We start from the raw sequence: 14,537 nt of genomic DNA, 5'->3' as shown, positions 1-14,537 counted from the left end.
ATTGGGCAGCCACGACCACCACGGTTATCACGACCATGATCATGCGGGCCACTCGCATGCGCATGGCCATACACACGATCATGGTCATGGACACGGCCATGTCCATGCACCCGCCAATTTCGGCAAGGCGTTCGCGCTCGGCATTACGCTCAACATCGCGCTCGTCGTCGCCGAGGCGGTTTACGGCTATGTCGGCAACTCCACCGCCCTGCTCGCCGATGCCGGCCATAATTTGTCGGACGTGCTCGGCCTCGTCATTGCCTGGGGCGCCTCGATCGCAGCCCGCCGCGCGCCCAAAGGCCGCTTTACCTACGGCTTTCGCGCCTCCACCATCCTGGCGGCGCTGGCCAATGCGGTGTTCCTGCTGGTCGCGACCGGCGCGATCGGCTGGGAGGCGATCCTGCGCCTGCGCGAGCCGGAGCCGGTCGCAGGCGTCACCGTGATGGTGGTCGCCGGCATCGGCATCCTCATCAACGGTTTCACCGCCCTGCTGTTCGCTGGCGGACGCAAGGACGACATCAACATCGAAGGCGCGTATCTGCACATGGCCGCCGACGCCGCGGTCTCGCTCGGCGTCGTGGTCTCGGCCGCGCTGATCATCTGGACCGGCTGGCTCTGGCTCGATCCCATCACCAGCCTCATCATCTGCGCCACCATCCTCTGGAGCACGACCAGCCTCTTGCGCGGCTCCATCGACATGTCGATGGCGGCCGCGCCCAAGGGTACCGACCTCGCCGCAATCAGGGCGTTCCTGCTGGCGCGACCGGGCGTCTCGGCGATTCACGATCTCCACGTCTGGCCAATCTCGACCACCGAGACGGCGCTGACCTGCCACCTCGTTATGCCCGCAGGCAGCGACGACGCATTCCTGATGCAGACGACGGAGCTCCTCAAGACATCCTTCCGCATCGGCCACACCACGCTCCAGGTCGAGACGCATCCCGACAACGGCTGCGCGCTCGCGCCGGATGATGTGGTGTGAGGCGACTCTGCCTCCGCATCGTCATTGCGAGGAGCCGTTGCGACGAAGCAATCTAGATTGTCTCCGCGGAGGGATTCTGGATGCTTCGCTTCGCTCGCAATGACGGTGGAGAGCGCTGCGCCCTACCCCGCCTTCGCCGTCACGATCCAGATCGCGCCCTGGAGCGCCACGCTCTGCTCCTTCAGGAACGGCGCGAGCGCCTCGCGGATCGAAGCCTTGGCAGCTTCATAAGTCTCGGGCGGATGGCCCTGGAGTGCGCGGCTGGCGGGACCGATCTGGAGAGAGCCGTCGACGGCGGCCTCGAGCCCGCCGCCGATAGCAATGTCCATCGCCAGATTGTGCGGCTCCATCGCGACGTCCGCGAATCCTGCGCCTTTCAGGATGCGCATGACGCGCTCTTCCGAAGCAAAGGCGAACGGGCCCGGCTCCTCCGGCCCAACCGGCGGCATCTTGGGCACGTGCTTGTAGACCGCCATCAGCGGCGTCATCGCCCACGGATTTTCCTTCGGCTCCCGCCAGCAGGCGAAGGCGAGCCGGCCGGCCGGCTTCAGCGCGCGACGCAGATTGGCGAAGGACGCGATGGGATCGGCGAAGAACATCACGCCGAAGCGTGAAGCGAGCAGATCGAAGCTCGCCGGTTCGAACGGATAAACGGTCGCATCCGCCAGCACGAATTCGAGCGGCAGGCCCTTCGGCGCGAGCGCCCGCGCCTGCGCCAGCATCGGCTCGGAGACGTCGAGGCCAAGCGCGAAGCCATCGGGCGCCATCGCCTTTGCGAAGGCAAACGTCGTCGCGCCGGAGCCGCAGCCGACATCCAGAACGCGCTCGCCCGGCTTCGGCTTGGCGCGGTCGATCAACACGTCGGCAATAGGGCCGAGCAGCTTCTCCTGCGCCGCGTGGCGATCGGCCCAGCGCTGCCCGCTCGGCCCGTTCCAATAGGCGATCTGGTCGGCGTTCTCTGCGTGCCCGGCGGGTCGTTCCATTCAAGGCTCCATCATCTATTCTTGCTCTATCATAGAAGCCTGTTCGGTCGAAAAGCGGGCGCCCTAACGTCAGGCACGTGTGAGAGCGCCTTGGAGGTCGCGCGACGGATTGCCGCGTCGGCGCGTACCGGCCCGTCCGGGCCGCGTCCGATCAGAGACTGACTTTCGGAAAACTGTCGATGTCCGCAGCACTGGACTGCACGCGTCGAACCGTCAGAACCCTCTGCTAGCAAAGAGGTTCTTCTGGACGCCATCCGGTCCCTTCGAAGGGCCAAGGCTCGCACCCTCTGCTCCCACGAGACCGACACCAGAAACGCTGTGTCGCGAAAAGCCCGGCTCGCGGCTGGATATGCACAGGCGAGCCGCACACTTTCCGCGATTGTAGCCTTCCTGCAACAGCATTCTGAATCAAACTTCGTATGTTTGTCCCGAGGAGTCGATTGTGGCTTGGCGAGGGGTCGCTTGGCCGCGGTCTGGTGGAATGGGAATGTTTGGAATGAAGCAGGTTGCGCCCGCCCTCGTGGCATTGGTGACGTTTTCCGGATCAGCATTGGCAGCCGACCTTCCGCGCAAATACGCCAAGCCACCGGCTGTCGCCGCAGCTTTCGTCAACTGGACCGGCTGCTATGTCGCGGGCGGCGGCGGCTACGGCATGTGGAATCAGGAAAATTCGACTTTTGTCGACGGTCCGCTCCGCTTTCAGAATGCCGATACGATCACCACCGGTGGCCGCGGGTACTTCGGGACGGTACAGGCGGGATGCGACTATCAGTTTGCGGCGGCCAGCGAGCGCTTCGTGATCGGCGCCTTCGGTGATTATGATTTCGCCAGTCTAACCGGGCGGCTCACTCCCTCCGGCTTCTCGATGGTTGGCGACGAGAAAATGAGCTCGGCCTGGGCGGTCGGCGGCCGGCTCGGCTGGCTGGCGACGCCTAGCCTGCTGACCTATGTCTCGGCGGGTTACACCGAAGCGACTTTCGACCGCACGAACTTCAATCTGAACTTTCCGCCCTTCGGAGTTGCGGCCGGCCTCTATCAGGACAAGCGAACCTACGATGGCTGGTTCATCGGCTCCGGCGCCGAATATGCGCTCGGCTTCCTGCCGGGTCTCTTCTGGAAAACGGAATACCGCTTCTCCGACTTCAATGTCGGCACAAATCCGATCCGGGATACGGCGAGCGGATTGCCGATCGGCTTTTCCGAGGATTCGAAGAAGTACGTCCACACTGTCCGCAGCGAGTTGGTCTACCGCTTCAATTCGAGCGGCCCCGCCGCCGATGTGACGTCTCCTGCCTATCTGAAGGCGCCTCCGGCCCCCACGCCGCTCACGAATTGGACCGGCTGCCACGTCGGCGGCGGCGGCGGCTATGGGCTCTGGAATCAGGACAACACGACCTACATCGATGGTCCCACCAGAACCCGCTTCAGCGATACAGCGACGACGGGAGGCCGCGGCTTCTTCGGGACTGTGCAGGGCGGCTGCGACTACCAGTTTGCGGCAGCGGGCGCGGCCTTCGTCGTCGGCGCATTCGGCGACTACGATATCGGCAGCCTCAAGGGCCAGCTCAGCCCGCCTCGCTTCGGGGTCGTGGGCGAAGAGAAGATGAGCTCGGCCTGGGCGGGCGGCGGCCGGCTCGGCTGGCTGGCGACCCCGAGCCTCCTAACCTATTTCTCAGTCGGCTATACCGAAGCCAGCTTTGACCGTACCGATTTCACCCTCAACGCTGCGCCGTTCGGAAGACCAAGCGGCGTGTTCATGGACAAGCGTACCTACAGGGGCTGGTTCATCGGCGCCGGCGAAGAACACGCGCTGAAGATCGTGCCGGGCTTGTTCTGGAAGACCGAATATCGGTTCTCTGAATTCGACACCGCAACGAACGCCGTCCGCGACACGGCAACGGGTCTGTCCGTTGGAGCGTCGATCGATTCCGAGAAATGGGTTCACGCCGTTCGCAGCCAGCTGGTCTATCGCTTCAACTGGGGCGGAGGCCCCGTCGTGGCGAAGTACTGATCACCCCACTGCTGGTCGTCGCTAAGGCAAAGCTCCGGTTCGTCCGGGGCTTTTGCTTTCTGCATTCGGTCAATATGAAAGTCTGGAACAGAGTTGCGCTTTGGGCTCCGGACCCGACGCAAGCGTCTCATCCGCGCGCATTGCGGCCGCATTGTTTCACCGAACGGCCACATCGGAATCAGATGCCAACTAGATTTCCGCGCTAGGTTCGCGCTTCCTCAAACTGGAAAAGGCATGACCATGCGCAGCTTCACGGCATCCGTCCTCGTTGCAGCTCTCTCGCTGGGAACACCTGCCCTGGTGCAGGCACAGGGCGCATCGTCGCAATCCGACACGGAGCAATCGTCCACGCAATCCAGCACTGTGATCCGGAGCATACAGGTTGTAGACGTCAAGGAACTGCAGCCGGCCGTGCGCGCGAAGGTCGATGAACTCGTGGCGCATACGAGCGAGACGGACATCCAGTCGCTTCGGCAGTCCATCGACGCCACACCGCAGGCCGCCTCCGTGCTCAAGGCCAAGGGCTTGAGCTCGGCACAAGTCGTCGCGATCAACATCGTCGACGGCGTCCTGACGATGTTCACCAAGACAGCCTGACACCCGCAGCATGATCGCTGGCTCCTCGGCCTTACGTCGAGATCGCGCTGCGAGAAAGATTGCCCTGCAGCGGACCTGCTGCAGGGTTGGTCGTGTCCGGCATGAAAGCTCTCACCGGGCCGGCAATTGCAGCCGGGTCGGGCGCGCTCGGCCCTTGCTTCGGCCCCCGCCGGGGCGCTAAAGAGGCGCCATTGGGCGGTTAGCTCAGCTGGTTAGAGCATCTCGTTTACACCGAGAGGGTCCGCGGTTCGAATCCGTGACCGCCCACCAGCCTTCGCTCGCTTCGCGAGCTACGGCTCGGCAAGCCAGCACAGCAAGGTCGTAAGCGCGAAGCGATCGAAGGCTGCCGCGCCGAAGCCCAACGGGCGAAGGCGGGCTCGGCCAGCCAACTTCAATCCTGCGGCCGCCCCGGCAGCAGCGGCACGGCGTCGATCCACACCGCTGCCGATTGGCACCAGATCTGTCTCACCGGCCGCAGCGCATCCCGCTGGCGGATCGAGCCCCAACGGATGCCCCAATCGTCGGCCTGGTCGCCCTCGCCGCTGGTGAACAGCGGGGAACCGCAATCGGCACAGAAATGCTGAAAGCGCATCCGGCCGTTGTCGCCGCGCTTGCCGTAGATTTTGGGCGAGCCACGGGTCAGGCGGACATCGGCCTTGGTGCAGATGGCCGTCACGCGGAACGGCGAGCCGGTCAGCGTCTGGCAATCGGTGCAGTGACAGACCGAGACTGCCTCCGGATCGACCTCGGCCTCGAACGCGACCTTCCCGCAATGGCATTGCCCATCGACGTGCATTGCCTCCTCCCCTTCCCCAAACAAAAACGGCGCCCGAAGGCGCCGTTTTATCATCATTTTCGAGCTGCGATCTCAGTGAGCGGTCAGGCCGCCGGCGGCTTCATCGCCGTCCGGCTTCACCGTCACCTTGGTGTCCTCTTCCCAGACGATCGGCGTAGGCTTCTTCACCAGCGCCTTGGCGACGACGTCATCGAGGCGCGAGACCGGGATGATCTCCATGCCGCCCTTGATCGCATCGGAAATCTCCGTGAGATCCTTGGCGTTGTCCTCGGGGATCAGCACCGTCTTGATGCCGCCGCGGGCCGCAGCCAGCAGCTTCTCCTTGAGGCCGCCGATCGGCAGCACGCGGCCGCGCAGCGTGATCTCGCCGGTCATCGCGACATCATGGCGGACCGGGATGCCGGTCATGACCGAGATGATCGCGGTGGCCATCGCAACACCTGCGGACGGGCCATCCTTCGGCGTCGCACCCTCCGGCACGTGCACGTGGATGTCACGCTTGTCGAACAGCGGCGGCTCGACGCCGTAGTTGATCGCGCGCGAGCGGACGTAGGACGCCGCCGCGGAGATCGACTCCTTCATGACGTCGCGCAGATTGCCCGTGACCGTCATCTTGCCCTTGCCGGGCATCATGACGCCTTCGATCGTCAGCAGCTCGCCGCCGACATCGGTCCAGGCAAGGCCGGTGACGATACCGACCTGCGGCTCGCTCTCGATCTCGCCGAAGCGGTACTTCGGCACGCCGAGCAACTCTTCCAGAGTCTTCTCGGTGACCTTGACCGACTTCTTCTTGGAGATCATCAGCTCCTTCACCGCCTTGCGGGCCAGTGTAGAGAGCTCACGCTCCAGGTTACGCACGCCCGCTTCGCGGGTGTAGCGGCGGATCAGAAGCAGCAGCGCCTCGTCGTCGATCGAGAACTCCTTGGGGTCCAGGCCGTGCTTGGACACCGCGTTCGGGATCAGGTGCTTGCGCGAGATCTCGACCTTCTCGTTCTCGGTGTAGCCCGCGATCCGGATGATCTCCATGCGGTCCATCAGGGGCCCCGGAATATTGAGCGTATTCGCGGTGGTGATGAACATCACGTTGGACAGATCGTAGTCGACCTCGAGATAGTGGTCGTTGAAGGTCCCGTTCTGCTCGGGGTCAAGAACCTCGAGCAGCGCCGAGGACGGATCGCCGCGGAAATCGGCGCCCATCTTGTCGATCTCGTCCAAGAGGAACAGCGGATTGGACGACTTCGCCTTGCGCATCGACTGGATGATCTTGCCGGGCATCGAGCCGATATAGGTGCGGCGGTGACCGCGGATCTCGGCCTCGTCGCGCACGCCGCCGAGCGAGACGCGCACGAACTCGCGCCCCGTCGCCTTCGCGATCGACTTGCCGAGCGAGGTCTTGCCGACGCCGGGAGGCCCGACCAGGCACAGGATCGGCCCCGTCAGCTTGTTGGCGCGCGACTGCACCGCGAGGTACTCGACGATACGCTCCTTGACCTTCTCCAGCCCATAGTGATCGGAGTCCAGGATGGCTTGCGCCTGCTCCAGGTCCTTCTTCACCTTGGACTTCTTGTTCCACGGGATCGACAGCAGCCAATCCAGATAGTTGCGCACGACGGTCGCTTCCGCGGACATCGGCGACATCTGGCGCAGCTTCTTCAATTCATGCTGCGCCTTCTCGCGCGCTTCCTTGGAGAGCTTGGTCTTCGAGATCTTCTCTTCGAGATCGGCGAGCTCGTCGCGACCGTCGTCGTCGCCGAGTTCCTTCTGGATCGCCTTCATCTGCTCGTTGAGATAGTACTCGCGCTGGGTCTTCTCCATCTGGCGCTTGACGCGGGACCGGATGCGCTTTTCGACCTGCAGCACCGAGATCTCGCTCTCCATCAGACCCAGCACCTTCTCCAGGCGCGTGGTGACCGACAGCGTCTCCAGTATGCCCTGGCGATCTGCGATCTTGACCGCGAGATGCGAGGCGACCGTATCGGCGAGCTTGGCGAAATCGGTGATCGCCTGCACGACGCCGACGACCTCGGCCGAGATCTTCTTGTTGAGCTTCACATAGCTCTCGAAGTCGGACACGACCGAGCGCGCCAACGCTTCCGCCTCGACCGATTTCGCGTCGGTGTCCGCAAGCGCGACGGCGGTCGCCTCATAATAGTCGGCGCGGTCGGTGTACTTCGCCACGCGCGCACGCTCGAGCCCTTCGACCAGCACCTTCACGGTGCCATCGGGAAGCTTCAGGAGCTGCAGCACGCTGGCAAGCGTACCGGTCTCGTAAATCGCATCGGGCGCCGGATCATCGTCGGACGCGTTCTTCTGCGTCGCGAGCATGATCAGCGCGTCGTTCTTCATCACCTCTTCGAGTGCGCGGATCGACTTCTCGCGACCGACGAAGAGCGGAACGATCATGTGCGGGAAGACGACGATGTCGCGCAGCGGCAGCACGGGATAGGCGTGTGCTTCGCCATGAACGATTGTTGGCCGGGGTTTTGGATTGGTCATGGCCTTTTCCTTTTGCTTTGCCCCCTTGCACGCAGCCCGCGATCATGCGCAACCGCCACAAGGTGCCGAGGTGATCCGCAGAACCGGTCGGTCCTCTACAAGTTGGACCGGCTCGCCGGAACGGAACTGAGGCGAATCTTGAAGAGAATTTTCGCTCGCCGCCGACATTAGGTGGCTATCGACCCGGGGGGTGTCAAGTCATTGAAAAACGCGCGCCATCAGGCGCTTACGCAACGCGGCAAGCGACGCAACACCGGCTGCGGAACCACGGCTCCGCAGCCAACTCGAGGAGACGATTGGAGCTTTCCAGCGCCGTCAGATCAGGCGCTGGCGTTCTCGACGGCACGATCGGACCGATCGGCATAGATGTAGAGCGGACGCGCCGTGCCTTCCACGACTTCGCGGGAAATCACGACTTCTTCCACACCTTCCAGGCCCGGCAGGTCGAACATGGTCTCGAGCAGGATCGCCTCGAGGATCGAACGCAGGCCTCGCGCGCCGGTCTTGCGCTCGATCGCCTTGCGGGCGACCGCGCCAAGCGCCTCGTCGGCGAAGGTCAGCTCGATGTTCTCCATCTCGAACAGCCGCTGGTACTGTTTCACCAGCGCGTTCTTCGGCTCCGTCAGGATCTTCTTCAGCGAGGTCTCGTCGAGATCCTCGAGCGTCGCCACGACCGGCAGACGACCGACGAACTCGGGGATGAGGCCGTACTTCAGGAGGTCCTCAGGCTCGACGTGACGGAAGATCTCGCCGGTCCGGCGATCCTCCGGCGCGAGCACCTGGGCGCCGAAGCCGATCGAGGTCGACCGACCGCGCGCCGAGATGATCTTCTCGAGGCCGGCAAAGGCGCCGCCGCAGATGAACAGGATGTTGGTGGTATCCACCTGCAGGAACTCCTGCTGCGGATGCTTGCGGCCGCCCTGCGGCGGGACCGAAGCCACCGTGCCTTCCATGATCTTGAGCAGCGCCTGCTGCACGCCCTCACCCGACACGTCGCGCGTGATCGAGGGGTTGTCGGACTTGCGGCTGATCTTGTCGATTTCGTCGATGTAGACGATGCCGCGCTGGGCGCGCTCGACGTTGTAGTCGGCGGCCTGGAGCAGCTTCAGGATGATGTTCTCGACGTCCTCGCCGACATAGCCGGCTTCGGTCAGCGTCGTCGCATCGGCCATCGTGAACGGCACGTCCAGGATGCGGGCGAGCGTCTGCGCGAGCAGCGTCTTGCCCGAGCCGGTCGGACCGATCAGCAGGATGTTCGACTTCGCGAGCTCGACGTCGTTGTGCTTGGTCTGATGGTTGAGGCGCTTGTAGTGGTTGTGCACCGCGACCGACAGGACCTTCTTCGCATGGCTCTGGCCGATGACGTAATCGTCCAGCACCTTGCAGATTTCCTTCGGCGTCGCAATACCGTCGCGCGACTTGACCAGCGAGGATTTGTTCTCCTCGCGGATGATGTCCATGCAGAGCTCGACGCACTCGTCGCAGATGAAGACCGTGGGACCCGCGATCAGTTTGCGGACTTCGTGCTGGCTCTTGCCGCAGAACGAGCAATATAGCGTGTTCTTGGAGTCGCTCGTGCCGACCTTACTCATTCATATCTCCGTCCGCGGTTCGATCCCGTTCCGCTCGATCGCTCCATTCCGACACGATGGTCGGCATGAAGCTTAAGTAGAGCAAATTCCGTACCAAAAAAGATCCTACGCTTTACTACGTTCCGTGCGAATCACGGTGGCTCGATTCTCCCGCGATCATAGCCGATCAATCGTAGCCAACCATGCTGTCACCCGACTATCAAGAATTCGCTAATCGGGGGTCGCCGGCTACCCGTGACAATACCGTGATTTCCGGTCTTGGCACGGGCGAAGTGATGGAAAACACCCCGGCGTTGCTGGATTGCCACGAAAAACAAGCACGAAAGCGGAACTTTCTGCTTGTCGCAGGGCGCAAAACCGCGTTTTGCGCCGTGCGCACGCGCACCTAACGTGAACGCTGCCCTGAGGGGTCCACGGCAAACCGAGGGCTCGTCGTGACGCTTCAGTAGTGCTACGGGGCCTTCGCCGGCGCCGGCTCCTCGGCGCGCTTATCGATCACCTTGTCGACCAAGCCGAACTCCTTGGCGTCGTTCGCAGTGAGGAACTTATCGCGTTCCAGCGCATCCTCGATCGACTTGTAGGTCTGGCCGGTGTGCTTGACGTAGATCTCGTTGAGCCGCTTCTTCAGGTTCAGGATCTCCTGGGCGTGCAGCATGATGTCGGTTGCCTGGCCCTGGAAGCCGCCGGAGGGCTGGTGCACCATGATGCGCGCGTTCGGCAGCGAGAAGCGCATGTCCTTCTCGCCGGCGCAAAGCAGCAGCGAGCCCATCGAAGCCGCCTGACCGGTGCACAGGGTCGAGACCGGCGGGCGGATGAACTGCATGGTGTCGTAGATCGCAAGGCCCGACGTCACCACGCCGCCCGGCGAGTTGATGTACATCGAGATTTCCTTCTTCGGATTTTCCGCCTCGAGGAACAGGAGCTGCGCGACGATCAGCGTCGACATGCCGTCCTCGACCGGGCCGGTCACGAAGATGATGCGCTCCTTCAAAAGGCGCGAGAAAATGTCGTAGGCGCGCTCGCCACGGTTGGTCTGCTCGACCACCATGGGCACGAGGTTCATGTAGGTTTCAACCGGATCGCGCATGAGTCACCTAGGGTTTCGGAGACGGACATCGCCGGGCTGGCTTGCCAGCTTGGCTGGATTTGCCGGAAGGCGAATGGACGTCCTGTGATGCAGGAACTTGGGTAAGAAGCAGAAAGGCGTAGCGACAGATATAGCCCATTTCGCTTCTGACAAGTGCGCAGCGCATTAAGGCTTAATCCGTGGGGCAGTTGAAGCTGATTCGCACAAAGAGGCCCAGCCGGCCACCTGGCTAGCTGGGCCTCTTCGCTCATCATCCTTAATAGCGGACTATCTCAAACCCTTCAGGCCGCGGTCTTTTCCGCGTCGTCGTCCTTGTAGAGGTCCTCGCGCGAAACCTTCTTCTCGGTCACGTTGGCGAGCTCGAGGATGAAGTCGACCACCTTGTCCTCGTAGATCGGCGCACGAAGCTGGGCCAACGCCTGGGCGTTGTTGCGGTAGAAGTCCCAGACCTCCTTTTCGCGGCCGGGCATCGAGCGCGCGCGCTCGATCACGGCGCGGCCGACCTCGTCATCGGTCACCGTGATCTTGTTCTTCTCGCCGATCTCGGAGAGCACGAGGCCAAGCCGCACGCGGCGATCGGCGATCTTGCGATACTCCTCCTTTGCCTTGTCCTCGGTGGTGTCCTCGTCGGCAAAGGTCTTGCCGGCGGAGTCCATCTCGGCCTTGACCGAGTTCCACATCAGGCTGAACTCCTCGTCCACCAGCGAGGGCGGCGCCTCGAAGCGATGCGCCTCGTCGAGGCGGTCGAGCAGCGCGCGCTTGACGCGCTGGCGCGTGGCGGTGGCGAACTCGGCGGTCAGGCGCTCGCGCGCGGCCTCTTTGAGCTTGTCCAGCGATTCCAGGCCGAGCGACTTGGCGAACTCGTCGTCGATCGCAAGGTCCTGCGGCGCCTCGATCAGGGTCGCGGTGGTCTCGAACTCCGCCGGCTGGCCGGCGAGCTTGTCGTTCATGTAGTTCTTCGGGAACGACACCTTCAGCGTGCGCGTCTCACCCGCGCCGATGCCGATGAGCTGCTCCTCGAAGCCCGGAATGAAGGTGTTGGAGCCGATCAGGACCTGGATGCCCTCGCCGGTGCCGCCTTCGAAGATTTCGCCGTTGATGCGGCCCGTGAAGTTGATGGTAACGCGGTCGCCCGACTCAGCCTTGGTACCCTCGCCCTTGGCGGCATAGGTGCGGTTGGAATCGGCGATGCGCTTGATCGCCTCGTCGACATCGGCGTCGGTGACATCAGCAACTGGCTTCTCGACCTGGAAGCTCTTGAAGTCGGCGAGCGCGATCGCCGGCACTACTTCGATGGCGACCGTGTAGGTCAAATCCGTCTTGCCGCTCAGCAGCTCCTCGACCTCGGCCTGTTCGCTCGGCATGGTGATTTTCGGCTCGGTCGCAAGGCGAAAGCCGCGCTCGGAGAACAGCTGCGTGTTGGTGTCGCGGATGGTCTGGTCGATGGTCTCGGCCATCACCGAGCGACCATAGACCTTCTTCAGATGCGAGACCGGCACCTTGCCCGGACGGAAGCCGTTGATACGGACCTTGTCCTTGAGGTCGACGAGCTTGGCGCCGGCCTTGGCGTCGAGATCAGACGCGGGAACGCTGATCTTGAACTCGTGCTTCAAACCTTCCGAGAGGGTTTCTGTGACCTGCATGGCGTCCAATCTTCTTTTCGTTCGGCCCCGGCACGTCGCGCGCCGGGACGCTGTCGTTAATCGATCCGGCGCGAGGCAAACGCCTTCACACCGGTGGTTCATCGGACCCGCTCCAGGCGGATGATCATCCGCGCGGAAGCAGGCCTCGTAATCCGTGCAAACGCGATAAGCGCTTGGTGCGGGCGGAGGGACTCGAACCCCCACAACTTTCGTCACTGGAACCTAAATCCAGCGCGTCTACCAGTTCCGCCACGCCCGCGTGAATTCGCATCAAGACCGGCCGCGATGCCGCGGGCGGCCGGGCTTATAGCATGTGCCTGACTGTTCGCAGCAAAAAAATGGCCTGATGGAGGCAAGCTTCAAGTAGGCACTGCGGCTGGACTTATCCAGCACGGCGTGGTCCGGATCGTGCCATGACAACGCGGATCCATGCTCCCCATCGGCGCGAGGTTATGGCCGGCTTAGGGGCCTCGGCAGCCGGGCTGATCGTGGGCGGTGCAGGCCCATCCGTCACGGCCCAGCTCGCGCTGCAGGCGAGACCGGCAACGCTGGCTTTGAGACCGGGTCAGCCGGCTACACCAATCTGGGAGCTGGCCGCCGTAAGCCACCTCAGAGACGTGCGTCTCAAGCGTTTCGACCGCTGCCAGGTGGTCTTCAGCAACAACCTCCCTGTGCCGATTGCGCCAGTCTGGTACAGCCTCCAGGCGCCGATGGCCGCCGACCCGCTCCGCGGCCGCGCCCCGGCAGCGCCGGATGCGACAGAAACATCAATTATTTCAGTGCCTAATGCAGGCACCCTGCTGGCCGACTTCCGCCTCTTCGAGCACCGCCTGCAGCAGCCCGCACGGCTTCCGATCATCGTGGCCGAAACCGGCCCGGTCGCCGTCGATCGTGATGAGCTCCTGCTGATCCAGGAATGGCGCCTGCGGCCGGATGGCACCGCGGTCCCGCCGGGCCAGGACCCGAAGGACACGACGCCGCTTTACACAATCAACGGCAAGACTTCATTCGAACTCTCAGCTTCGGCGGGCGAGCGGCTGCGGCTACGCTTCATCAACGGCTCGCAACGCTCTGTTCTCGCAATCAAATTGGAAAACCACGAAGTCCGTGTGATGGCCCTCGACGGCCAGCCGGCCGAGCCGTTCCCCGCGCGCAACGGCGCGTTGGTGCTGGCCCCGGGTGCGCGGGCCGACGCTTTCGTGGATGCGGCCAGTTCGGCCCCGTTTATGCTGCATGACGGCAAGGCGGTGCGCCAGGTCGGACACCTGACTGTCTCCGGGAAGCTGGAGCGCGCTCCGCTGCCGCCGCCCCAACCGCTCCCGCCGAATGATCTGCCCGAGAAGCTCGAGCTGAGAGGCGCCCTGCGGTTCGATGTCGCGCTCGGTACGGCCGATGCCGGCTGGGCACGGCCCGCGACCTTCTCCACCGCCTCCGCCCCTGCCTTCCGCGCCAAGACCGGCCGCACCGTGGTCCTGGCGCTGCAGAACCCCGCCCCGGTCACCACCGTGTTTCACCTGCACGGCCACCATTTCCGGCTGCTCGACAAGCTCGACGACGGCTGGAAGCCCTATTGGCTCGACACGCTCGCGATCGAGCCTGGCCAGACCCAGCGCATCGCGTTCGCCGCGACCTCGCCCGGACGCTGGCTGATCGAATCCGTCGTGACCGACTGGGCCGCGCCGCGGCTGGTGCGCTGGTACGGGGTGGAGTGAACGTTCAGTATTCGATGCCCAGCGCGTCATAGATCCGCCGGTGCACGGCCGGCAGCGTCTCGGTCAGATCCTCCGCGATCAGGCCCGGCCCAGCTTCGCTTCCCGCCTCGCCATGCATCCAGACGCCGATGCTGGCGGCCTCGAACGCCGGCACGCCTTGCGCCAGGAGCCCGGCGATGATCCCGGACAGCACGTCGCCGGCGCCGGCCGTGGCGAGCCAGGGCGGCGCATTGGCGGCGATGGTGGCGCGGCCGTCGGGGGCGGCGATTGTGGTGTCCGGGCCCTTCAGCAGCACGACGGCGCCGCAGCGCTCGGCGGCGGCGCGGACGCGCTCGAGCTTGGAGCGGCCGGGATGCTTGTTGCTGAGGTCGGAGAACAGGCGCGGAAACTCGCCTTCGTGCGGGGTCAGCACCACCGCATTGTCCTGCGAGGACTTGATCGATTCGAACAGGCGCTCGGGGGTTGCGGCAAAGCTGGTCAGCGCATCCGCATCGAGCACCAGATGCCGCTGCGCGGTAAGCGCGGTGTGGACGAGATCGCAGGTGCGCTCACCGATGCCCGCACCGGGGCCGATGATGCAGGTGTTGTAGCGTTTGTCGCCGAGCAGCTCGCCGAACTCGATCGCGCTGTCGACGGGG

Annotated in this window: 12 protein-coding genes and 2 tRNA genes; 6 read left to right on the top strand and 8 right to left on the bottom strand. The window is 63.9% G+C overall.

The features are described from left to right. Window position 1 precedes the first annotated feature (1 nt). On the top strand, window positions 2-982 hold the full coding sequence (locus tag XF30_RS19330) for a cation diffusion facilitator family transporter (RefSeq protein ID WP_109143569.1): 981 nt from the start codon (window positions 2-4) through the stop codon (window positions 980-982). A 122-nt stretch (window positions 983-1,104) separates the two neighbouring features. Here the strand turns inward: XF30_RS19330 and XF30_RS19325 are convergent, their stop codons facing one another. Beyond that, window positions 1,105-1,965, bottom strand: a complete 861-nt coding sequence (locus XF30_RS19325) for a class I SAM-dependent methyltransferase (RefSeq protein ID WP_109143568.1) — start codon at window positions 1,963-1,965, stop codon at window positions 1,105-1,107. A gap of 496 nt (window positions 1,966-2,461) precedes the next feature. Here XF30_RS19325 and XF30_RS19320 point away from each other — a divergent pair, with 496 nt between their 5' ends. From XF30_RS19320 to XF30_RS19310, 3 genes are all read left to right on the top strand, one after another. Continuing rightward, window positions 2,462-3,976 carry an outer membrane protein gene (locus XF30_RS19320; RefSeq protein WP_109143567.1) on the top strand — a complete coding sequence of 505 codons (1,515 nt, stop codon included), beginning with the start codon at window positions 2,462-2,464 and terminating at the stop codon, window positions 3,974-3,976. A 234-nt stretch (window positions 3,977-4,210) separates the two neighbouring features. Beyond that, window positions 4,211-4,573, top strand: a complete 363-nt coding sequence (locus tag XF30_RS19315; RefSeq protein WP_051057016.1) for a hypothetical protein — start codon at window positions 4,211-4,213, stop codon at window positions 4,571-4,573. 193 nt (window positions 4,574-4,766) lie between these two features. After that, a tRNA-Val gene (locus XF30_RS19310) sits at window positions 4,767-4,843 on the top strand. Window positions 4,844-4,964: 121 nt separating this feature from the next. Here the strand turns inward: XF30_RS19310 and XF30_RS19305 are convergent. The 3 genes from XF30_RS19305 to clpX form a co-directional block, all read right to left on the bottom strand. After that, a complete protein-coding gene (locus XF30_RS19305) occupies window positions 4,965-5,369 on the bottom strand; it encodes a GFA family protein (RefSeq protein WP_036025378.1) in 405 nt (134 codons plus the stop codon). Between the two features lie 72 nt (window positions 5,370-5,441). Next, window positions 5,442-7,865 carry an endopeptidase La gene (gene lon, locus XF30_RS19300; protein WP_109143566.1) on the bottom strand — a complete coding sequence of 808 codons (2,424 nt, stop codon included), beginning with the start codon at window positions 7,863-7,865 and terminating at the stop codon, window positions 5,442-5,444. 320 nt (window positions 7,866-8,185) lie between these two features. Then, window positions 8,186-9,457: an ATP-dependent Clp protease ATP-binding subunit ClpX gene (gene clpX, locus XF30_RS19295; RefSeq protein ID WP_109143565.1), complete on the bottom strand. Its 1,272-nt coding sequence runs from the start codon at window positions 9,455-9,457 to the stop codon at window positions 8,186-8,188. A gap of 182 nt (window positions 9,458-9,639) precedes the next feature. On the opposite strand from clpX, the gene XF30_RS37820 reads away from it, so the two are divergent. After that, window positions 9,640-9,846, top strand: coding sequence for a hypothetical protein (locus XF30_RS37820; RefSeq protein ID WP_141697650.1), 207 nt, complete (start codon window positions 9,640-9,642; stop codon window positions 9,844-9,846). A gap of 62 nt (window positions 9,847-9,908) precedes the next feature. On the opposite strand, the gene XF30_RS19290 is transcribed toward XF30_RS37820, so the two are convergent. The 3 genes from XF30_RS19290 to XF30_RS19280 form a co-directional block, all read right to left on the bottom strand. Continuing rightward, window positions 9,909-10,544, bottom strand: a complete 636-nt coding sequence (locus tag XF30_RS19290; RefSeq protein WP_025036638.1) for an ATP-dependent Clp protease proteolytic subunit — start codon at window positions 10,542-10,544, stop codon at window positions 9,909-9,911. A gap of 281 nt (window positions 10,545-10,825) precedes the next feature. Further along, window positions 10,826-12,187, bottom strand: coding sequence for a trigger factor (gene tig / locus XF30_RS19285; protein ID WP_036010284.1), 1,362 nt, complete (start codon window positions 12,185-12,187; stop codon window positions 10,826-10,828). A 174-nt stretch (window positions 12,188-12,361) separates the two neighbouring features. Beyond that, window positions 12,362-12,446, bottom strand: a tRNA-Leu gene (locus tag XF30_RS19280). Between the two features lie 154 nt (window positions 12,447-12,600). Between XF30_RS19280 and XF30_RS19275 the strand changes: the two genes are divergently transcribed. Further along, complete coding sequence (locus XF30_RS19275) at window positions 12,601-13,899, top strand: multicopper oxidase family protein (protein ID WP_109143564.1); 1,299 nt, start codon at window positions 12,601-12,603, stop codon at window positions 13,897-13,899. Window positions 13,900-13,903: 4 nt separating this feature from the next. Here the strand turns inward: XF30_RS19275 and XF30_RS19270 are convergent. Further along, on the bottom strand, window positions 13,904-14,537 hold a 634-nt coding region (locus XF30_RS19270; RefSeq protein ID WP_109143563.1), incomplete at its 5' end, for an NAD(P)H-hydrate dehydratase.

It is taken from the genome of Bradyrhizobium sp. SUTN9-2, from assembly GCF_003122645.1.
GTDB lineage: Bacteria > Pseudomonadota > Alphaproteobacteria > Rhizobiales > Xanthobacteraceae > Bradyrhizobium > Bradyrhizobium yuanmingense.
Note: the sequence above shows the minus strand (reverse complement) of the source record. Positions and strands in the feature narration are given on the sequence as shown.